The 20050-nt window shown below is 72.6% G+C and carries 16 protein-coding genes and 2 pseudogenes; 5 read left to right on the forward strand and 13 right to left on the reverse strand.

The annotated features are described in order from the left end of the window. The first annotated feature begins 41 nt into the window (after nt 1-41). Nucleotides 42-416: a DUF742 domain-containing protein gene (locus VAB18032_RS04115; protein ID WP_013731522.1), complete on the forward strand. Its 375-nt coding sequence runs from the start codon at nt 42-44 to the stop codon at nt 414-416. A gap of 1 nt (nt 417) precedes the next feature. After that, nucleotides 418-1011, forward strand: a complete 594-nt coding sequence (locus VAB18032_RS04120) for a GTP-binding protein (protein WP_013731523.1) — start codon at nt 418-420, stop codon at nt 1009-1011. An 832-nt stretch (nt 1012-1843) separates the two neighbouring features. Here the strand turns inward: VAB18032_RS04120 and VAB18032_RS04125 are convergent. After that, a pseudogene (locus tag VAB18032_RS04125) lies at nt 1844-3661 on the reverse strand (transposase); the annotation flags it as partial. 41 nt (nt 3662-3702) lie between these two features. Further along, nucleotides 3703-4518, reverse strand: a pseudogene (locus VAB18032_RS04130) (DNA primase); the annotation flags it as partial. 267 nt (nt 4519-4785) lie between these two features. On the opposite strand from VAB18032_RS04130, the gene VAB18032_RS04135 reads away from it, so the two are divergent. Then, nucleotides 4786-5127 carry a PadR family transcriptional regulator gene (locus VAB18032_RS04135; RefSeq protein ID WP_013731526.1) on the forward strand — a complete coding sequence of 114 codons (342 nt, stop codon included), beginning with the start codon at nt 4786-4788 and terminating at the stop codon, nt 5125-5127. 38 nt (nt 5128-5165) lie between these two features. On the opposite strand, the gene VAB18032_RS04140 is transcribed toward VAB18032_RS04135, so the two are convergent. From VAB18032_RS04140 to deoC, 10 genes are all read right to left on the reverse strand, one after another. After that, nucleotides 5166-5852, reverse strand: coding sequence for a permease prefix domain 1-containing protein (locus VAB18032_RS04140; protein WP_013731527.1), 687 nt, complete (start codon nt 5850-5852; stop codon nt 5166-5168). Between the two features lie 56 nt (nt 5853-5908). After that, nucleotides 5909-7765: a thiol reductant ABC exporter subunit CydC gene (gene cydC / locus VAB18032_RS04145; RefSeq protein WP_013731528.1), complete on the reverse strand. Its 1857-nt coding sequence runs from the start codon at nt 7763-7765 to the stop codon at nt 5909-5911. Further along, a complete protein-coding gene (gene cydD, locus VAB18032_RS04150; RefSeq protein ID WP_013731529.1) occupies nt 7762-9432 on the reverse strand; it encodes a thiol reductant ABC exporter subunit CydD in 1671 nt (556 codons plus the stop codon). The genes cydC and cydD overlap by 4 nt, the downstream gene beginning before the upstream one ends. Further along, nucleotides 9429-10436 carry a cytochrome d ubiquinol oxidase subunit II gene (locus tag VAB18032_RS04155; protein ID WP_013731530.1) on the reverse strand — a complete coding sequence of 336 codons (1008 nt, stop codon included), beginning with the start codon at nt 10434-10436 and terminating at the stop codon, nt 9429-9431. Before VAB18032_RS04155 ends, cydD begins: the two co-directional genes overlap by 4 nt. A 10-nt stretch (nt 10437-10446) precedes the next feature. Next, the gene (locus VAB18032_RS04160; RefSeq protein WP_013731531.1) at nt 10447-11703 is read right to left on the reverse strand and encodes a cytochrome ubiquinol oxidase subunit I; all 1257 of its coding nucleotides are present in this window, start codon (nt 11701-11703) and stop codon (nt 10447-10449) included. A 147-nt stretch (nt 11704-11850) separates the two neighbouring features. Then, nucleotides 11851-12756: a M56 family metallopeptidase gene (locus VAB18032_RS04165; RefSeq protein ID WP_013731532.1), complete on the reverse strand. Its 906-nt coding sequence runs from the start codon at nt 12754-12756 to the stop codon at nt 11851-11853. A 10-nt stretch (nt 12757-12766) separates the two neighbouring features. Then, a complete protein-coding gene (locus tag VAB18032_RS33300) occupies nt 12767-13315 on the reverse strand; it encodes a BlaI/MecI/CopY family transcriptional regulator (protein WP_013731533.1) in 549 nt (182 codons plus the stop codon). 188 nt (nt 13316-13503) lie between these two features. Further along, nucleotides 13504-14328 (reverse strand): aldehyde dehydrogenase family protein, encoded by an 825-nt coding sequence (locus tag VAB18032_RS04175; protein WP_013731534.1) that lies wholly within the window; start codon nt 14326-14328, stop codon nt 13504-13506. Then, nucleotides 14321-15751, reverse strand: coding sequence for an aldehyde dehydrogenase family protein (locus VAB18032_RS04180; protein WP_013731535.1), 1431 nt, complete (start codon nt 15749-15751; stop codon nt 14321-14323). The genes VAB18032_RS04175 and VAB18032_RS04180 overlap by 8 nt, the downstream gene beginning before the upstream one ends. A 5-nt stretch (nt 15752-15756) precedes the next feature. Continuing rightward, complete coding sequence (deoC, locus tag VAB18032_RS04185; RefSeq protein WP_013731536.1) at nt 15757-16776, reverse strand: deoxyribose-phosphate aldolase; 1020 nt, start codon at nt 16774-16776, stop codon at nt 15757-15759. Nucleotides 16777-16898: 122 nt separating this feature from the next. On the opposite strand from deoC, the gene upp reads away from it, so the two are divergent. Beyond that, nucleotides 16899-17531, forward strand: coding sequence for a uracil phosphoribosyltransferase (gene upp, locus VAB18032_RS04190; RefSeq protein ID WP_013731537.1), 633 nt, complete (start codon nt 16899-16901; stop codon nt 17529-17531). A 75-nt stretch (nt 17532-17606) separates the two neighbouring features. Beyond that, a complete protein-coding gene (locus tag VAB18032_RS04195; protein WP_013731538.1) occupies nt 17607-18281 on the forward strand; it encodes a GOLPH3/VPS74 family protein in 675 nt (224 codons plus the stop codon). A 64-nt stretch (nt 18282-18345) separates the two neighbouring features. Here the strand turns inward: VAB18032_RS04195 and VAB18032_RS04200 are convergent, their stop codons facing one another. Then, nucleotides 18346-20010, reverse strand: coding sequence for a phospho-sugar mutase (locus VAB18032_RS04200; protein WP_013731539.1), 1665 nt, complete (start codon nt 20008-20010; stop codon nt 18346-18348). Nucleotides 20011-20050 lie beyond the last annotated feature (40 nt).

Below are 20050 nucleotides of genomic sequence, written 5' to 3' on the forward strand. Positions count from 1 at the left end.
GGTGGGTTCCGGTGCCGGGTACGAAGGAGGTGAGCGGCGACATGGATCGTGACGAGCCGACCGGTGCGTTGGTCCGTCCATACGCCGTTACCCGCGGTCGTACCCGACCCCGCCTCGACATCGCCTTGGAGGCGTTGGTCGAGACGACGGTGCGCGGTCGTGCCGTTGCCACTGGCAACGGCGGTCAAGGCCGTGAACACCAGTACATCGCCGCGCTGTGTGACGGACGCGTGCAGTCGCTCGCCGAGATCGCGGCGCGGATGCAGCTTCCGCTCGGCGTGGCCCGGGTGCTCATCGCCGACATGGCGACGGACGGCCTGGTCGCGGTCCACGAGCCGACCATCCTGGACGACTCGGACGACGCGGTGGGCACTGAACTGCTGGAGAGGGTGCTGAGTGGACTTCGCAGGCTCTGACATGTCGCACCGGCCGCCGGCCCCGAGCGGGCGCGTGACGTCGGCGAAGATCGTGATCGCCGGCGGATTCGGCGTCGGCAAGACGACGCTCGTCGGCTCGGTCTCGGAGATCACGCCGCTGACCACCGAGGCCATCATGACTTCCGCCGGGGTGGGCGTCGACGACACCCGGCAGGTGCCGGGAAAGACGACCACCACGGTCGCCATGGACTTCGGCCGCATCTCGATCGACCGCGACCTGATCCTGTACCTGTTCGGTACGCCGGGTCAGACCCGCTTCTGGTTCATGTGGGATGAACTGGTCCGGGGTGCGATCGGCGCGGTCGTGCTGGTGGACACCCGCCGGCTGGCCGACTGCTTCGCGGCGATCGACTTCTTCGAGCACCGGCGGCTGCCGTACCTGGTGGCCATCAACTGCTTCGACGGGATGCAGTACCACGACCCGCAGGACGTCCGGGAGGCCCTCGCGATCTCCAACGACGTGCCGGTGGTGGCCTGCGACGCCCGGAACCGGGAGTCGACGAAGCACGTGCTGATCTCGCTTGTCGAGTATGTGCTCACCATGCGTCGCTCGCGGGCTGTCGCCCCGGCCTGAGCGCCGCCGCAGCGCCCGGTGACGATCTGACGTCGACACCGGGCGCTGGTTGCTGTCCGCGTGCGGATCGCGCGGGCGTCCGCGCCCGGTCGCCGAGTGCGTGTGTGGCGGCTCGGGGAGTCTCTACGCGACCCCGAGTCGGCATTAACACCGGATGGAGCGGCTACGGCCGTCTGGCGGCGTGCCTGACGCCTTCGGTGAGTCCGGTCAGGACGTACCGTGTGGACGCCGCAAGGCGTCCACACGGTGTCACCTCGTCGGGTGGTGCACCGGAAGCGACAGGCCGACCAGGCCGGTTTCAGGAACGGTAGCCGGCGGAGCGGTACTCGTACTCCCGGTCGTCGTCACGGTCGCCGGTGTCCCGGCTGAAGTCCCAGCCGCCGGCCGCCTCCCGGCCCGGGCGGCCACCGACGGCGAACCCGCCGATCTCCTGGCCGCGACGCCAGCCGCGGAAGTAACCGGTGGTGTTTTCGGCCAGGCTGGCCGCGTCGCGCACGATCCGCAGTGGACGCTCCTCGCGCAGCGGCGAACCGGGCACGAGATTGGCCTGCGGTACGCGCTTGGGCAGGCCGGCGTTCGTCTCGGCACCCACCGCGGGGCGGGCGGCCTGCTCGGCGGCCTGCCATCCGGTGTCGGCCGTGCTCGACCAGTCCAGGGCGGCGTCCTCGCCGTGCCCGACGAACCAGGCCGACTTGGCCTGCGCGAAGATCAGCAGGTCGCCGTCGCCCTCGTCGGAGATCGGCGACGGCCGGTGCTCGACGGGCGGCGCCGGTCGACGCGGCAGCAGTGGGGGATCCAGCCGCTCGGCGGCATGCCCACGCTGCTCGTCGTGAGCCCGGTCCACCAGACGCAGTGGAGGGTTCTCCAGGTGCGACTCCGGCCCGTTGCGCAGCGCCCGGTCGGCCAGCGGCGGCGGCTCGACGAGCCGCAGCACCGGAGGCTCCGGCGGCAGGTCGTCGGCGAGCCACGGCGGGGTCACCCGACGCTCGGTGGTCAGCTCGGCGGGCACCTCGGGACCGGTGGCGGGGCCTACGCCCCGGTTGTGGTCGTCGTACGCGCCGGCGACCGGGTTGCGCGCCGAACTGTCGGCGGGATTCTCCGGGTTGTTCACCAGCGGCCAGTTGGCACGCGAGCCCGGTGCGGCCGGTTCCTGCCCGGGGCGGGGCGTCGGCACCGGAACGCTGAGGTCGGTGGCGCTGAAGCCACCCGTCGGCGTCGGCGGCGCACCGTTGGTCTTCGGCCGGGGCGGGATGATGGTGCGCTGCCGTTCGGCGCGAGCACTGTTGATCGCTGCGGTGGTCAGCGTCGGCCGGAACGGCTCGCCGGCCTCGGCCGGTGGGATCGAGCCACGCGGTGCCGGTGCGATCGGGGTGATCCCGGGCGGAGGCGGTGGCGTGGAGATCGGCCGGTTCGTCGGCCCGTCGATCCGCGATCCGGCGGAGTCGGGACGTGACGGCGGCGCCGACACGGGCGGGCCGGCGACCGCAGCCGGTGCGATCGGGGCCGGGGCGACCGGCGGCGGGGCGACCGGGGCCGGTGCCACCGGCGGCGGATTCGTCGGGCGGGGTGCCGGCGGTGCGGTGGTGCCCGACACCGGCTCGGGACGGGAACGGCGTCCGGCGGCCGGTTCCGGGCCGGTCGGGCGTACGGCTCGCAGGCCGGCGGCGCTGTTGACGGTGGGCAGTTCGCCGACCGGCTCGCCCCGTCGGGCGGCGGCTCGACGGCCGGTGGCCTGGGCCGGGCCGGGCGTACGCGCCTGCAGCGCGCCGACAAGTGCCTCGCAGCCGGCGTCGCAGGCGCGTACCGAGGCGACGGTCTGCCGGATGGTCTCGGCGGCGGCCGAGGTCAGGGCGCGGTTGACCGTGGACCGTCGAGGCGTCTCGGAGATGGCCACCCGCAGCGCGGTGACCGCCTCGTCGATCGCGTCCGGGTCGCCCAACCCGTCGGCCGTGAGTTGCGCGGCGACGGCGTCGGCGGTGACCGCGGCGTCCCGGCCACGGCCGGCGTCGGTGAGCATGCTCGGCTCGGGCAGCGCATCCAGCACCGCCAGCGGGATCGACTCCGCCGGGTCGGGGAAGGCGCGCAGGGCGGCCGGGTACAGCTCGCGCAGCACCTCACGCAGCGCCACCGCGGCGGAGTGCCGCCCGCTGGTCAGCGCCGCGTGCGCGGCGAGGATCTGCTTGTAACCGGCGAGATCCCGGGGCGCCGGCAGGGTCACGGCCGACAGGGCGCCGGCCTGCAGGGCGCGAGCCAGGCCGACGGCCCGCCGGACGGCCGGCGGGGACTGCATCTCCTCGACCGAGTCGTCATCGGCGAACCGTTCGGCGAAGTCGTCGACCGAGTCGTCGTCCGCGATCGCCAAGGGGCGGCCGGCAGCGCTGAGCAGTGAGGTGACGGTGTGGTCGTCGGTGTCGGCCGCGATCGCCGCTCCGCTCGGCCCGCCCGAGCGGTCCACGAGCAACGTGACCAGCCGGGCGTAGCCCGCCGGGTCGTCGTCGACCTCGCAGACATGCAGCAGCCGGCCTGCGTCGTCGACCACAGCGGACGTCAGCGTCGATCCGGCCGAGGCCGGTCGGTCGGCCGGATCCGCCGAGGCCAGACCGCAGTACACGCGCACGAGCGCCACGGCGTCGTCCTCCTCCCGGGACACAGGGCTTAGCTCTGCCAGAGACTGATGCTCCCTGTTGTGGGTCAGTCGCGCCAGTCCACGACCGCAGAGATCTTTCCGACAATGGTCCGCCAACCGAGACTTGCGGTTTGTGCCCCGATTTTCTTCAACCGCCGACGACCCAGGAAACCACCGATGCCGCCGTTGACCGAGGCCCGTAGCGCCTCGTCCAGGTCGTCGAGGCTGGAGCCGGCGGAGAGCATGTCGAGCACGGCCGGCAGACGCAGCGCGTACGACAGGTCCCGGGCGACCTCACCGGCCTCGATGAGCAGCGTCGGGTCCCAGGTGTCGTGCCCGCCGCGCAGGTTCTCCACGACCAGGTCGAGCTCGTAGATGTCCTCGTCGAGGGGCGCGATGTCGGCCGGCTCCACCCGTTCGGACAATTCATTCCAACTGTCCAGCTGAGACAGATCGTTCGGTGCGCCGGAGCGGACGAAACTCACAAGCGCCTCGGGGGTCTTGAACAGCAGCAGCCGCCCCCGGTGGCTCAGGAAGATCGGCACCTCCTCGTCGCCGGCCTCCTCGGCCGCCTTCTCGTCGGTGTCGTCCTTGTCGCCCTTGGCGTCGGTGTCGCCGTCCTTGGACCGCTTCTCCTCGTCGTCGCTCTCGGCGAACTCCCGGGCGATCTCCTCGTCCAGGATGACGACGTCTCCGTCCTCGTCGTCCTCGGCCTCGACGACCTGGCGACGGGCCAGGAACGGATCGTCGGCGTCGCGCTCGGCCACGTCGGTCGGGGTCAGCTCGCTGGCCGGGCGGTACGCCCGCAGCGTGTAGCCGGTGCCGGCGGGCAGGGCGATCTCCACCGGGTCGATCCGCAACTCTTCCCAGAGCGCGCGGGACGCGCCGGGATCCGCGTCGGCGACGGCCTCCGACTCGTCGGTGGCGTCCGGCTCGGTGGGGCCGGTCGTGTCATCGAGCTCGGGCTCGTCGGCGTCCGGCCGTTGAGGCGACTGGCGGGCCACGGTGACCTCCGTGTGCGTCGGGCTGCCCACCCGCCGGCGTGGTGCCGACGAGTGACTCTGGGCACATACCCTAGTTGGCTGCGCTGGGTGACCGGTGCCCGCCCCGGTGGCGGGGCCGTGGTTCGACAAGTAGCGTTTCTACGCATGAACGCCCAGGCGCTGCACGGCCACCTCGACTCCCTGCTGCTCGCCGTGCTGGAGCGGGGCGCCCTGCACGGCTACGCCATCATCGAGGCACTGCGCGCCCGCAGCGACGGGCGGCTCGATCTGCCCACCGGCACCGTCTACCCGGCGTTGCGTCGGCTGGAGCGGGCCGGGCACGTGGCCAGCGTCTGGAGCACCGTCAACGGTCGAGAGCGGCGGACGTACGAGCTGACCGACGCCGGCCGACGCACGCTGGCCGAGCAGCGGGCGGGGTGGCGCGAGTTCACCGCGACCGTCGGGCGTGTCCTGGACGCCGACCCACCCTCGGCGACATCGGGCTGATCACTGCGGGTGACCTCGTGGCGCGAGGGTGAGGCACGCTACCGGGTGACCAACGGCCGGGCGGCGAGCAGCCAGGTGTGCGCGGTCCGGCCCAGCCAGAGATGCGCCGCACCCGCGACCAGCATCCCGACGATCATCGGTGGCCAGCTGAGCGCCGCGTCCCACAGTGCGATCGACCAGCCGAAGAGTGCCACCCCGGCCATCGCGCCCAGCAGGGTGGTGCCGGTCAGCAGGATGCCCGTGGTGTGCGCCGCGACGGTGAACCCGGGCCGGGACGACCGCGCGGTCATCGCCACCAGCACCAGACCGGCCGCCCCGAACAGGAACGCCGCAGTCCAGATCACGTCGACCGACCGGGACAGCAGCAGGTAGCCGGTCGGCGGCGGCGGACCCCCGCTCCAACTCGACCCGTGCCAGGTCAGATCACCGGCGATCGCGGCGACCCCGGCGAAGGCGACAATCCACAGCGCCAGCCGGCGCAGCGCGGCCACCGCCAGTTCGGCCTGGTAGGCCGGCGCAAGCTGCTCGGGCGTACCGAACTCGGCCACCGCCCGTCGGGCCGCCTCGTCGCCCGTCAGACCACCGTCCCGGTACGCCTCGACAGTGTCCAGCAGGCCGTGCCGGGCCTCGGTCAGCAGATCCGCGCGTAGCCGGCGTGGCCCGTGCAGCCGGGCGGCCAACTGCCGCAGGTGCTCCTCGACCAACACGTCATCACCGACCGGCATGTCCCCCATGCTGCCAGCCGGACGGCCGTCCCGCCGTCCGGGAGATCCCTGAGGGGTCAGCCGGAAACCGCCAGGTAGCCGTGCTCGGCGGCCTGTTGCAACGTCCACTGGTCCCGGTACCAGCCCGGGGTCGCGATCAGGTCCTCGTGCCGACCGCGCTGGATGATCCGTCCCGCGTCCAGCACCACGATCTCGTCCAGCCCGGCGAGACCGCTGAGCCGATGGGAGATCAGCAACACCGAGCGTCCGGCGGGAACGGCGGCCAGGGCACCGGCGAGCACCTCGTCCGCGGCGACCGGGTCGAGGCCTTCGGTCGGCTCGTCGAGCACCAGCACGGCGGGGGCGGCGAGCAGCGCCCGGGCCAGTGCGAGGCGCTGCCGCTGACCGCCGGAGAGCTGCGCACCCTCCTCACCGACGACGGTGTCCCAACCGTCCGGCTGGTCCCGTACCCAGTCGGCCAGACCGGCCGCCTCGGCCGCGGCGAAGAGCGCCAGCTCGTCGGCGCCGGGTCGGCCCAGCAGCAGGTTCTCCCGGACCGTGGCGTGGAAGACGTACGCCTCGGCGAGCAGCCCGCCGACCACCGTCGGCAACTCCTCGGGCGAGTACGTGCCGAGGTCACGCCCGTCGAGGGTGACCCGACCGCCGTCCGGGCGTACCGCACCGGTCAGCACTGCGGCGAGAGTGCTCTTGCCCGCGCCACTCGGACCGACCACCGCCACCCGTCGCCCCGCCGGCAGGTCGAGATCGAAGGTGTCCAGGGCGGCGGGCGCGCCGCTGCGGTACTGCACCGTCACCTGGTCGAAGCGCAGGTCAGGAGCACTGCCCCGGTTGCCGGACAGGGCTGTGAGGGCTGCCGGAGCTGGTTCGGGCGATGTGCGCTCGACTCCCGTCGGGCCCGCCCCGGTCGTGGCACTGTCGGTGATGAGCGGGGCGACCCGGGCCAGGCCGGCGCGGAGCGCTGTCCACTGCCGGGCGGCACCGACCAGGGCCAGGGCGATCTCCACGGCGGACAGGGTGCCGACCGCCAGCACACCGACGAGGACCCCGCCCACCCCGGCACGGAGCGCGACGAAGACCACGGCACCGGCGGTCAGCCCGGCCACCAGCACCCCGGCGGCGTCCACGGCGAAACCGCGTACGGCGAGCCGACGTTCCAACCGGGCCAGCCGGCGGGCGCGGCGCTGCGCCGCGTCGAGGGCGACGCCTGTCGTACCGAAGGCGGCGAGGTCGGCTGCGCCGTGGGTCAGGTCGACCGCGTCGGCGGCGAGCGCACCCCGCAGCGGTGCCACCTCGGCAGCGGCCCGCCGGGTCAACGCGGTGGCCAGCGCCGGCAGCGCCACCCCGGCCACCAGCAGCCCGGCGGCGAGCACCAGCGCGGCCGACGGCGAGACCAGCGCGGTCAGCCCGACCGCCAGCACGCTCACCAGACCGGCCGCCGCGCCCGGTACGACGACCCGCAACAGCAGGTCCTGCACCGCCTCCACGTCGGAGACCAGCCGGCTCAGCGCGTCGCCGGTGCGTGGTGGCGCGCCGCGTCGGGCGGCCAGGGTGGCGAAGACCCGGGTCCGGACATCGGTGACCAGACGCAGCACCGCGTCGTGGCCGGCGAGCCGTTCGGTGTAGCGCAACACGCCACGGCTGACGGCCAGGGCCCGTACCGCGACGATCGCCACGGTGAGCCGGTCCAGCGGAGGCTGGCCGGCAGCCGCCATCAGCAGCCAGGTCGCGGTGGCCATCAGGGCCAGCGCGGCGAACTCGGTGACCGCCGCGAGCAGACCGGCCCCGATCAGCCGATTCAGGTACGGCCGGGCCAGCCGCAGCACCACTAGTTCCGGTGCCCCGTCGGCCGTTCGGAGACCAGCCTGGGTCGAGCCGGTCGCCGGGCCGGCCTGGGCGGATCGTTCTTCGCTCATCGGCCCTCCCCGGTCGGCTGCGGGGTCAACTCGGTCACCCGGCCGTCGTCGACCCGCAGGATGCGGTCGGCGTCGGCGAGCAGGGCGGGCCGGTGCGCGACCAGCAGGGCGGTACGGCCCGCCACCAGGCGGTGGGTGGCCGTCAGCACCGCGGCCTCGGCGGCGGTGTCGAGGCGGGCGGTGGGCTCGTCGAGCAGGACCACGGGGGCGTCCCGCAGGAACGCCCGGGCCAGCGCGACCCGCTGCCGCTGCCCGCTGGACAGGCCGTGCCCGCGCTCACCGAGCATGGTGTCCAGGCCGTCGGGCAGGGCGGCGATCACGTCGTCGAGGGCGGCGTCCTGAACCGCCTTCTCGACAGCGGTCGGGGCGGCCTCGGGGACGCCGAGGCGGATGTTGTCGGCAAGCGAGGCGGCGAACAGGTGGGCGCGCTGCGGCACCCAGGCCACCTGCCGACGCCAGCCGTCGAGGTCGGCCTCGGCGAGGTCGACCCCACCCACGGTGACCCGGCCGCGGGTCGGCGTGACGAAGCCGAGCAGCAGGCCGAGCAGGGTGCTCTTGCCGGCACCGCTGGGCCCGATGATCGCGATCCGCTCGCCCGGCCGGATGGTCAGCGAGACGTCCCGCAACGCCACGGTGCGCTGGTAGGCGACGGTGACCGACTCGAACCTGATCTCACCGCGCCCGTCCGGCAGCGCGCCGGCGCGGGTCTGCGGTGCCGGCGCGGCACCGGTCAGGGTGAAGGCCTCGTCCAGCGCGGTGAGCCCCTCCATGCTCGCGTGGAACCGGCTGCCGGCCGCGCGCAGCGGCAGGTACGCCTCCGGGGTGAGCAGCAGCACCAGCAGCGCGACCTGGAGGGTCAGCCCGCCGCCGAGCAGTCGGATGCCCACCGGCACCGCGACAAGCGCCACGGACAGGGTGGCGACCAGTTCGAGCACCAGGGCGGAGAGGAAGGCGATCCGCAGGGTCTTCATGGTGGCGACCCGGTGGCTGTCGGCCATCCGGCGTACCGCGTCGGTCTGGGCCTTTGCCCGACCGAACGCGCGCAATGTCGGCAGCCCGGCCACCATGTCCAGGAAGTGCCCGCCGAGCCGGGACAGCCGACGCCACTGGCGTTCGGTGGCGGCCTGGGCCTGCCAGCCGAGCAGGGCCCCGAAGATCGGAATGAGCGGCAGGGTCAACGCGATGATCAGCGCCGAACTCCAGTCGGCGAAGACGATCCGGCCGAGCACGGCGACCGGCACGGTGACGCTGAGCACCAGCTGGGGGAGATAACCGGTGAAGTAGGCGTCCAGGGCGTCCAGCCCGCGACCGGCGAGAGTGGCCAGTTGACCGGCCCGCTGGCCGGCGACCCAGCCGGGCCCGTGCCGGGCGACCGCGCCGAGCAGGTCGGCCCGCAGCGCCGCCTTGACCGTGGCGGCCAGTCGCGCCGACACCGTGCCCTGCGCCCAGACCAGCACCGAGCGGGCCGCCACTGCGGCGACGAAGCCGGCCAGGGCGGGGCGGTTCAGTTCACCGGTGAACGCGGAGGCCAGCAGGGTGGCCAGGGCGGTGGCCTGCGCCACGACCAACCCGGCGGCGAGTACCCCGAGCAAGCCCAGCAGGGCGAGGTCACCCCGAGCGGCGGGAACCCGGCGCAGCAGACGCGGGTCGAAGGGCCGGCGGTTCACCAGTACACCAGCGCCCTACCCTCGGTTCGTCCTCGGAAAATCCACAAGCACATCGCCTGAAAGCCTAGTAGTGCCGGCAGCAACGGTACTGCGAGCCAGCCCAACAGGCGCAGGGTCGGGGCGCTGGCTGCGGCCTCCGTCACGGTCAGTGACGCCGCGGGGTCGACGGTCGAGACCAGCGCATACGGCCAGAGGGTCGCCCCGACCAGCAGCACCGGAAGGGCCAGCGCGGTGGCGGTGGCGGTGAAGGCGACGCCGTCCCGTCGCCGGCCCAGCGCCGTCCGCGCCACCAGCAGCGCCGCGACCAGCCCCACCGCCAGCAGTACGCCGACCGCCGGTCGCTGCGCGGCGACGCGTACCCGGTCGGAGGACAGGCCCACGACGGCGGCCGTGCCGACCGCGCCGGCCGCGGTGAGGACCAGCCGGCGGGCCAGCGGCCGGAGCCGGTCGGCCTCGGCGGCCGGCAGTCGCAGGGTGAGGAAGGTGGCCCCGTGCGCCGCGACCAGCGCGACCAGCGCCAGCGCGGCAGCGGCGGCGAACGGGGTGAACAGGTGCGTCACGCCGACGACATGGCCGTCGAGATGCCGCGGTACGCCCTGGAGCAGCCCGGCCAGCACGACCCCCCAGCCGAGCGCGGCCAGCAGGCTGCCCACCACGATCACCCGGTCCCAGCCGGCCCGCGCCCACCCGCTGGCCGGCCGGCTGCGCAACTGCACCCCGACGGTGACCAGGATCACCCCGACCAGTGCCCCCAGCACCGCCGGATAGCTGCCGGCGAGCAGTTCCCCCTCCAGGACGGGGAAGGCGCCGAACAGGATGCCGACTGCCGCGACCAACCACACCTCGTTGCCGAGGAAGAACGGTCCGACGGCGTTCAGGGCCGCCCGCCGTCGCGCCGGGTCGGTGCGCCGGGCCAGCAGCAGGCCGACGCCGTAGTCGTAGCCACCGAGCACCAGGTAGCCGGCGAAGAAGAGACCGAGCAGGGCGTACCAGGCGAGTTCCATCAGGCTCTCCTCAGACGAAGGCGGGCTCGGTGCGGCTGTCGTCGGCCGGCGGTTGCGTCGGCGGTCGGCCGAGGGCGGGATCGGCCGCGCCAGCGGCCGCGTGCCGGGCCAGCAGCACCCAGTTGGTCACGGCGAGGCCGCCGAGCAGCAGGGTGAAACCGATCAACGAGGTGGCCATCAGCCACGGGTCGATCGGGGAGACCGCCTGGTCCACCCGCAGCAGGCCGTACGCCACCCAGGGCTGCCGGCCCACCTCGCGGGCGATCCAGCCGAGGATCACGGCCACGAACGGCAGCGGTAGGGCGATCATGAGCAGCCAGAGCGGGAAGCGGAGCCGGATGATCCAGTCCCGCCAGAGCAGCGGGAGGATCAGCCAGAGCAGACCGAGGCCGAAGCCGATGAGGATCATGAAGCCGAGTCCGGCGTTGGCCAGCACGGGCGGCAGGTAGTCGCCGGGGCCGAACCGGGCGGTCCAGTCGGCGACCAGCGCCTCGGCGTCCGGGCCGGTGCCGTTGAACTTGGTCGGCTGGATCGCGCCGACCGCGCCGAACTGGGCGAAGCCGAAGCTCTGGACGAGGCCGATCGCCAGGGTGGCGGTGACCACGCCGATCCGCAGCGAGGTACGGAACAGGTCGAAGTCACCGGTGCCGCGGGTCAGGTGCCAGGCGCTGACCGCGGCCATCAGCATCCCGCCGGTGAGCAGGGCTGCCGACACGACGTGCCCGAACGCCATCCACAACGCCGGGTTGGTCAGCAGCGCGGAGAAGTCGGTCAGATGGGCGACCCCGTCGCGTACCTCGTAACCGACCGGGTTCTGCAGCCAGGAGTTCGCCACCAGAATCCAGAAAGCCGAGGCGTACGCGGTGAGCGCCACCCCGTACAGCAACGCCAGGTGTACGCCTCGACGCAGCCGGTGCCAACCGAAGATCCACATGCCGAGGAAGGTCGACTCCAGGAAGAAGGCGACAAGGGTCTCGATCGCCAGCGGGGCACCGAAGACGTTGCCGACGTACCGCGACAGCCCGCTCCAGTTCAGCCCGAACTGGAACTCCATCACGATGCCGGTGGCGATGCCGAGCACGTAGTTGATCACGTACAGCTGGCCCCAGAACCGGGTGAGCCGCTCGAAGCGCGGGTTGCCGGTGATCAACCAGGCCGTCTGCAACCCCACCAGCAGGGTGACCAGGCCGAGGGTGACCGCCACGAAGAGGAAGTGGACCGAGGCGGTCGCGGCGAACTGGAGCCGGGCGAGGAGCAGGGCATCCATGACTCTCCTGGGGTCGACGCTTTACCTCAGGGAGCCTACAGGTAGAGAAGCTACACATTCGATCGCGAGAGGCCTGCGCGGGCAGGATCAGGGTCAGTTCAGGGTGCCCGACTGCTGGTGGTCGACGCGCCCGGTCGGTGCGGGCGGTCAGCTCAGGAAGAGGCCGATCGGCAGGTAGGCGGCGGTGCTGGTCACCGCGAGCGCGGCAGCGCCGATCAACCGGGGCGGTCGCCCCGCAATCAGCAGCCGCTGCATGCGTACGTCCAGGTCCCGATGCCCGAGACCGAGCGTGCCGGCCGGGCTGATCCGGTCACCGGCGGCGGCGAACCGGCGCAACGCACCGGCCAGCGGCGCGTCCGCGTGCAGCTCCCGGGCCTTGTCGTCGGCACGCATCTCGACAAGCAGCCCGACCCGTTCGTGCGCCTGACGCACCCAGCGCAGCCAGGGCAACGCCCGGCACAACGCGGTGAACGGCAGCAGCACCAGGTCGTGCCGTTCCTGGGCGTGTGCCCGTTCGTGGGCGAGCACCGCCTCCAACTCGGCCGGGTCGAGCAGATCCAGCGCGCCGGCACTGACCACCACCCGAGGCCGTACGCCGGGCAGGCAGTACGCGGCCGCGCTCGGATGGTCGAGCACCAGTGCCCCGGGCACCGCGGGATCCCGCCGCGCCACCAGGGTCAGCAACTCCCGGTGCCGACGCTGGGCGCGTACCGTGCCGTGGATGCTGCGCACCGTCGTGGTGAGCAGCACCGCGCCGATGCCCAGGCCGATGCCGACCAGCCCCAGGTGAGCCACGCCCAGCCCGGCCGGCAAGGTGCTGTGCCACAGATCCCTGACCAGCGCGAGCAGGGCACTGCCGGTACCCATCTCGTACGGTGCCAGCCCGAGCGCGATCGGCATGCCCATCGCGGACAGGCCGGCCCCCAGACCGATCGCCTGCCAGCAGAGGATCGCCACCCCCGGGCTCCGCCACGTCCAGGTGGAACGGGCCAGGACCTGCGCGAGCAGCCAACAGGCAAGCATCGCGCCAGTGAAATGCAGGGCGTACGCCACGGTGTCGCCCCTACCGTTCCGCGGTCTCGCCCGCCCGGTCCGGGCGGCTTGCCCGGTCTGCCGGCGGCACCTCGATCCGATCGGTCAAACTGCCGACCCCCTCAGCGCCCGCGTCTGCCGTGCCTGCGGTGCTGTTCGTGACTCCCGTGCCTTCTGCGACTCCGGTGACTTCTGCGCCGTTCGTGCCCGGCGTCAACGTGGCCTCCGCTGCCAGGGCAGCGCGCAGCACGTCCGCCTCGGTGCCGGTGACCGATCGGGCGAACCGGACCAGCGCCGCATCCCGGCTGCCACCGAGGTCGAGTGCGTCGAGCATGAGCTGGGCGATGTGCGCCTCCCGGCTGGCCGCCGCGCGATAACGCCAGGCCCGGCCCTCCCGTTCGCGCTGCACCATGCCCTTGCCGGCGAGGCGATCGAGCACCGTCATCACAGTCGTGTACGCCAACTCGCGCCCGGCCAGCGCGTCGGCCACCTCGCGTACCGTGACCCCGTCCGACCTGGCGGGCACCGTGTCCCACAACACGTCCATCACCGCACGCTCAAGATCACCCAGCCGAGTCACCCGCCAATCCTACCCCCCGTAGTAGACCTCCCGCCCGCCCCGTTGCGGCGCTGCCCCGGAGCAGGCCCAGCAAGTACGGCGATGTTGCGGTATCAACAGGGTCCGCACCCAGCAATTTCGGCGTTGTCGCGCGTGGCCACGCAGACCGGAAACCCCACCCAGGGACAGCTGGAGCAAATCCGAAGACCTCAGACGCCCTTCGGGTGCCACACGGTCTTCGTCTCCAGCAGCGTCGTCATCCGCCCCAGCCCAGGGTCGGCCGACCAGTCGTGATCAACCGGCACCGGCCGGAGTACCCGCTTGAGGTTCTCCGCCGCCTTCACCTCCAGCTCAGCGGCCAGTTCGGCGTCGGTGACCCCGGTCAGGTCGATCGCGTTGACGTCCATGTGCGCGGCAAGCGTCGGCACGGTCTCCGACAGCCGGCCGGTGAGGATGTTGACCACGCCGCCCGGCAGGTCGGAGGTGGCCAGCACCTCGGCCAGGGTCACCGCGGCCAGTGGGGCGGCCGGGGAGGCGGCCACCACCACGGTGTTGCCGGTGACGATCGCCGGGGCGATCACGCTGACCAGACCCAGCAGGGCGGGTGTCTCCGGGGCCACCACCGCCACCACGCCGGTGGGCTCGGGGGCGGACAGGTTGAAGTAGGGCCCGGCGACCGGGTTGGCGCCGCCGTACACCTGGGGCAGTTTGTCCGACCAGCCCGCGTACCAGACCCAGCGGTCCGTCGCGGCGTCGACCTCGTCGGCCGGTACGCCCAGGGCCACGAACTGGTCGCGGCGGCCCTCCAGCATCTCGGCGATGCGGTAGAGGATCTGACCCCGGTTGTACGCGGTCGCCCCGGCCCAGCCCTTCACGGCGGAGCGGGCGGCGACCACGGCGTCCCGCGCGTCCTTGCGGGAGGCCAGGGAAACGTTCGCGGATTGCACGAGATACGACCGTCCCGACTCGCTACGCGGGAACTTCCCGCCGATGAAGAGCTTGTACGTCTTGCGTACCGCGACCCGCTCAGACATTGAGGTACGCCTCCAGCCCGTGCCGACCGCCCTCGCGGCCGTAGCCCGACTCCTTGTAGCCACCGAACGGCGAGGTCGGGTCGAACTTGTTGAACGTGTTGGCCCAGACCACTCCGGCGCGCAGCCGGTCGGCCGTCCACAGGATCCGGGAACCCTTCTCGGTCCAGATCCCGGCCGACAGCCCGTACGGCGTGTTGTTTGCCTTTTCCACGGCCTCGGCCGGGGTGCGGAAGGTCAGCACGGACAGCACCGGACCGAAGATCTCCTCGCGGGCGATCCGGTGTGCCTGGGTGACCCCGGTGAAGATGGTCGGCGCGAACCAGAAGCCCCGTTCGGGCAGCTCGCACGGCGGCGACCACTGCTGCGCGCCCTCGGCGGCCCCGGCCTCGGTCAGTTCCCGGATCCGGGCCAGCTGGGCGGCCGAGTTGATCGCCCCGATGTCGGTGTTCTTGTCCAGCGGGTCCCCGACCCGCAGCTGGGCCATCCGACGCTTGAGTGACTCCAGCACCTGGTCGGCGACGGACTCCTGAATCAGCAGCCGGGAACCGGCGCAGCAGACGTGCCCCTGGTTGAAGAAGATGCCGTTGACGATGCCCTCGACGGCCTGGTCGACCGGGGCGTCGTCGAAGACGATGTTGGCCGCCTTGCCGCCGAGTTCCAGGGTGAGCTTCTTGCGGCTGCCGGCGACCGCGCGGGCGATGGCCCGACCGACGTCGGTGGAGCCGGTGAAGGCGACCTTGTCCACGCCGTCGTGCTCGACCAACGCGCGTCCGGTCTCGCCGGCACCGGTGACGATGTTGACCACGCCGGGCGGCAGGTCGGCCTGCTGGCAGATCTCGGCGAACAGCAGCGCGGTAAGCGGGGTGGTCTCCGCCGGCTTGAGCACCACGGTGTTACCGGCGGCCAGCGCCGGGGCGATCTTCCAGGCCAGCATCAGCAGCGGGAAGTTCCACGGGATGACCTGGGCGGCCACCCCGAGCGGCTGCGGGTTGGCACCGAAGCCGGCGTGGTTCAGCTTGTCGGCCCAACCGGCGTAGTAGAAGAAGTGCGCGGCGACCAACGGCAGGTCGACGTCCCGGGACTCCTTGATCGGCTTGCCGTTGTCCAGGGACTCCAGCACGGCCAGCTCGCGGGAGCGTTCCTGGATGATCCGGGCGATCCGGTACAGGTACTTGGCCCGGTCCCGGCCCGGCATCGGACCCCAGACCTTCTCGTACACCTTCCGGGCGGCACGGACCGCGCGGTCCACGTCCTGCGGTCCGCCCTCGGCGACCTCGCTGAGCACCTCCTCGGAGGCCGGGTTGATCGACTTGAAGCTGCCGCCGTCGGCCGGATCGACGAACGCGCCGTCGATGAACAGGCCGTAGGACGGTTTGATGTCCACCACCGAGCGGGACTCGGGGGCGGGAGCGTATTCGAACATCGCGGTCAGTCCAGGGTGAAGTAGTCGGGGCCGGCGTAGACGCCGGTCGTCAGCTTGGTGCGCTGCATCAGCAGGTCGTTGAGCAGGCTGGACGCGCCGAAGCGGAACCAGTCCGGGTCCAGCCAGTCCGGCCCGACGGTCTCGTTGACCATGACCAGGTACTTGATGGCGTCCTTGGTGGTCTTGATGCCGCCGGCCGGCTTCACGCCTACCTGCCGCCCGGTGGCGGCGCGGAAGTCCCGGACCGCCTCCAGCATCACCAGGGTCACCGGCAGAGTGGCGGCGACCGGAACCTTGCCGGTGGAGGTCTTGATGAAGTCGCCGCCGGCCAGCATCGCCAGCCAGGAGGCACGACGGACGTTGTCGTACGTGCCCAGTTCGCCGGTCTCCAGGATCACCTTGAGGTGGGCTCGCGGTCGCCCCTGGCGACCGGCATCATCACCGCCGCAGGCTTCCTTGATCGCGACGATCTCGTCGTAGACCTCGCGGTAGCGGCCGGCCAGGAAGGCCCCCCGGTTGATCACCATGTCGATCTCGTCGGCACCGGCCTCGACGGCGGCGCGGGTGTCGGCGAGCTTGACCTCCAGCGGCGCCTGACCGGACGGAAACGCCGTCGCCACGCTGGCCAGGTGCACCCCGGCCGGTGCGGCGCCGCCCGACGGCCGCCCGGAACCGCGCAGCACCTCGGCCGCGTACGGGACCATCGAGGGGTAGACGCAGACCGCGCCGACGTGCGGGCAGGACGGGTCTGCCGGGTCGGGCCGCAGCGCCTTGGCGGCGAGCGCCCGCACCTTGCCCGGGGTGTCCGCGCCTTCCAGCGTCGTCAGGTCGACCATTCGGATTGCGAGGTCGATGGCCTGGGCCTTGGCGGTGGTCTTGATGGAGCGGGTGCCGAGTTGGGCCGCCCGCTGCTCGGCGCCGACCTGGTCCACGCCCGGTAGGCCGTGCAGGAAGGTCCGCAGAGCGGTCTCGGATCGTCCCAGCTCGGTGAGTTCCGAGTGGGCCGACGTCGCTGTCGCCGTCATGTCCCGAAGTCTACGCAGACCGACGACGAGTGATCTTGACCAATGCGCTCCGGTGGTGAGCAGGGTCGCTGGTCGGACCGGGGGCCGCGGGCCACAGTCGGCGGCGGGTAGGTTGAGCGATCGTGGACGTAATCGTCATTGACCACCCGCTCGCCCAGTCCCGGCTGACCGCCATGCGGGACGAACGCACCGACTCATCCTCGTTTCGGGCAGCACTGCACGAACTCACCACCATGCTGGTGTACGAGGCCGCGCGCTCCTTCCCGATCGAGCGGTACCCGGTGCAGACGCCGGTGACCGCCACCGAAGGCACCCGGCTGGCCAACCCGCCGCTGCTGGTGCCGGTGCTGCGGGCCGGCCTCGGCATGGCCGACGCCGCGCTGGGCCTGCTGCCGGAGTCGTCCATGGGCTTCGTCGGGCTGGCCCGTGACGAGGAGACGTTCGAGCCGCGCGCCTACATGGAGTCGCTGCCCCGGGACCTGGCCGGCCTGCCGGTGCTCGTTCTCGACCCGATGCTGGCCACCGGGGGCTCGCTGGAGCACTGCTGCCGGCTGCTCGCCGAGCGCGGCTGCACCGACATCACCGTGCTCTGCGTGCTCGCGGCTCCCGAAGGCATCGAGCGCCTCAAACGCTCCAACCTGCCGCTGCGCCTGGTCACCGCCGCCATCGACCAGGGTCTCAACGGCAGCAAGTTCATCGTTCCGGGCCTGGGCGACGCCGGCGACCGCCAGTTCGGCGGCATGCCCCGCTTCTGACCCGTGCCGCCAACCTCGTGATCAACAGGGCGAGGCGGGGTGTCGGGGGCGGGGGTAGGGATAGCGTTCTGAGGCATGACGGGTGTTCCGCTTGCTGAGGAACTGCTCCTGCTCGCGTACGACGACGAGACCGGCAAGGCGACCATGCCGCGGATCAGCCTCGACCTGGGCATGGCTGCGGCGGCACTGATCGAGTTGTCCCTGGCCGGACGGATCGCGTACGACGACGGCGCGCTGACCGTGGTCGACCCGACGCCGACCGGTGAGCCGGTCATCGACGACGTGCTCGCCCGGATCGCCGCCGACACCCCGCACAGCCCGTCGTCCTGGGTGCAACGGCTGCGCCACGGCCTGCGCGACCGGATCCTCGGTGACCTGTGTGAGCACGGCGTCGTCCGCGATGTCGACGAGACGGAGCTGGGCTTCATCCACGTACACCGCTATCCGGTGCTGGACCGCTCGGTGGAGGCGGACACCCGGCAACGGCTCACCGCCGCGCTGACCGGAGCGCCACCGGACGAGCGGACCGCAGCGCTGGCGACCCTGGTCGCCGTGCTCCGCATGGAGTCCGCCCTCGGGCTGAGCGGCGAGGCCGCCGAGGAGACCCATCACCGGCTGGAGAAGATCGCCAGCGGGGCCGGCTTCACCGGCGAGGTCAGCATCGAGGGGTCGGTGGTCCGCCCCTCGGTGGGCCTGGTGGTGGCCGCCCTCGGCCGTGCGGTCCAAGCCGCCCTCGGCCCCCGCCACTGACCCCTCCTGCTGGTGTTAACAGGGGGCCCTTCCTATACCGCAGGCGTTAACAAGGGGCCCTTCCTTACACGCCCAAGGCGTGCGCTGTTTGGGTGCGGAGGGCGGCAACGGCGAGCGCCGCGCGGGAGCGGGCCGCCGCGACGTCGCCGTCCGCGACCGGTTCCACCACCTCCAGGTACGCCTTGAGCTTCGGTTCGGTGCCGGAGGGGCGGATCACCACCCGGGCGGCGTCGGTACGCAGGATCACCACGTCAGCTTCGGGGAGCAGATCCTGTGCCTCGGTGACCGGCTGGCCGAGCAGGGTGGCCGGGGTGGCGGCGCGGATCCGGGCCATCGCGTCGGCGATCAGCCGCAGGTCGTCGACGCGTACGGAGAGTTGGTCGGTGTGGTGCACGCCGAACTCGGCGGCCAACTCGTCCAGCCGGTCGGTGAGCGTACGACCCTGTGCCTTGAGCCCGGCGGCCAACTCGGCGACGGTCAGCGCGGCGGTGATGCCGTCCTTGTCCCGGACGTGCTCGGGGGCGACGCAGTAGCCGAGCGCCTCCTCGTAGCCGAACACCAGCGGTTCGGCTCCGCCACCGGCCCGGACGATCCATTTGAACCCGGTCAACGTCTCGTCGTACGGCAGGCCCCGGGCGGTGCACATGGCCCGCAGCAGCGACGACGAGACGATGGTGGTGGCGTACAGGCCGGTCACCCCGCGCCGCATCAGGTGGTCGGCGAGCAGCACCCCCACCTCGTCGCCGCGCAACATCCGCCAACCCTGCTCGCCCCGCACAGCCACGGCACAGCGGTCGGCGTCGGGGTCGTTGGCGATGGCCAGGTCGGCGCCGGTCGACTCGGCGAGCGCGACGAGCCGGTCCACCGCACCCGGCTCCTCCGGGTTGGGGAAGCTGACGGTGGGGAAGTCCGGGTCCGGTTCGGCCTGGTCGGGCACCACCCCGGGCACCGGGAACCCGGCGGCGGTGAAGGCGGCGGTGAGCACGGCCGCGCCGACGCCGTGCAGCGGGGTGTACGCCACGTTCAGCTCGCGCGGACCACCCGCCGGTAGCACCTCGACCGCGCGGGCCACGTAACCGGCGACCATCTCGTCACCGAGCACCTGACCGGCCGGGCCGAGCGGCACCTCGGCGAGCGGGCCGACCGCCCGGATGGCGGCCTCGATGCCGGCGTCGGCCGGCGGCACGATCTGTGCCCCGGCACCCAGGGCACCGCCCAGTTCCGCGCCGAGGTAGACCTTGTAGCCGTTGTCCTGCGGCGGGTTGTGGCTGGCCGTGACCATCACCCCGGCCACCGCCCCGAGTTGCCGCACCGCGTAGGCGAGCACCGGGGTGGGCAGCGGTCGGGGGAGCAGCAGGGCGGCGCGTCCCGCCCCGGTGGCCACCTGGGCGGTCCGCTCGGCGAACTGCCGGGAGCCGCGCCGGGCGTCGTACCCGATCACCAGTGGGCCGGTGCCGCCCTGGGCCGCGAGCCAGGCGACCAGCCCGGCGGCGGCCTGGGTGACCACGGCGAGGTTCATGCCGTTCGGGCCGGCGCGCAGCGGGCCACGCAGCCCGGCGGTGCCGAAGGTCAGCGGCCCGGCGAACCGGTCGGCCAACTCCGGCGCGGTGGCGGGAAGACCGTCGAGCACCGCCCGCAGTTCCGCCCGGTCGGCCGGGTCCGGATCGTCGGCGAGCCAACGCTCGGCCCGCTCGCGAATGCTGTCAAGGTCTTCGGTGTCCGCCGCCATTGGGTCTTGATAGCACGACGGCGGATCACCGCGGGCGCTC

The organism is Micromonospora maris AB-18-032 (assembly GCF_000204155.1).
Lineage (GTDB): Bacteria > Actinomycetota > Actinomycetes > Mycobacteriales > Micromonosporaceae > Micromonospora > Micromonospora gifhornensis.

What these genes read in the sequence shown, in the direction of transcription:
- VAB18032_RS04135 (WP_013731526.1), top strand. Translation starts at nt 4,786, where the DNA reads ATGAACGCCCAGGCGCTGCACGGCCACCTCGACTCCCTGCTGCTCGCC.
- VAB18032_RS04195 (WP_013731538.1), top strand. Translation starts at nt 17,607, where the DNA reads ATGACGGGTGTTCCGCTTGCTGAGGAACTGCTCCTGCTCGCGTACGAC.
- VAB18032_RS04180 (WP_013731535.1), bottom strand. Translation starts at nt 15,751, where the DNA reads ATGTTCGAATACGCTCCCGCCCCCGAGTCCCGCTCGGTGGTGGACATC.
- VAB18032_RS04140 (WP_013731527.1), bottom strand. Translation starts at nt 5,852, where the DNA reads ATGCCGGTCGGTGATGACGTGTTGGTCGAGGAGCACCTGCGGCAGTTG.
- VAB18032_RS04160 (WP_013731531.1), bottom strand. Translation starts at nt 11,703, where the DNA reads ATGGATGCCCTGCTCCTCGCCCGGCTCCAGTTCGCCGCGACCGCCTCG.
- deoC (WP_013731536.1), bottom strand. Translation starts at nt 16,776, where the DNA reads ATGACGGCGACAGCGACGTCGGCCCACTCGGAACTCACCGAGCTGGGA.
- VAB18032_RS04120 (WP_013731523.1), top strand. Translation starts at nt 418, where the DNA reads ATGTCGCACCGGCCGCCGGCCCCGAGCGGGCGCGTGACGTCGGCGAAG.
- VAB18032_RS04175 (WP_013731534.1), bottom strand. Translation starts at nt 14,328, where the DNA reads ATGTCTGAGCGGGTCGCGGTACGCAAGACGTACAAGCTCTTCATCGGC.
- VAB18032_RS04200 (WP_013731539.1), bottom strand. Translation starts at nt 20,010, where the DNA reads ATGGCGGCGGACACCGAAGACCTTGACAGCATTCGCGAGCGGGCCGAG.
- cydC (WP_013731528.1), bottom strand. Translation starts at nt 7,765, where the DNA reads ATGAGCGAAGAACGATCCGCCCAGGCCGGCCCGGCGACCGGCTCGACC.
- VAB18032_RS04115 (WP_013731522.1), top strand. Translation starts at nt 42, where the DNA reads ATGGATCGTGACGAGCCGACCGGTGCGTTGGTCCGTCCATACGCCGTT.
- VAB18032_RS04155 (WP_013731530.1), bottom strand. Translation starts at nt 10,436, where the DNA reads ATGGAACTCGCCTGGTACGCCCTGCTCGGTCTCTTCTTCGCCGGCTAC.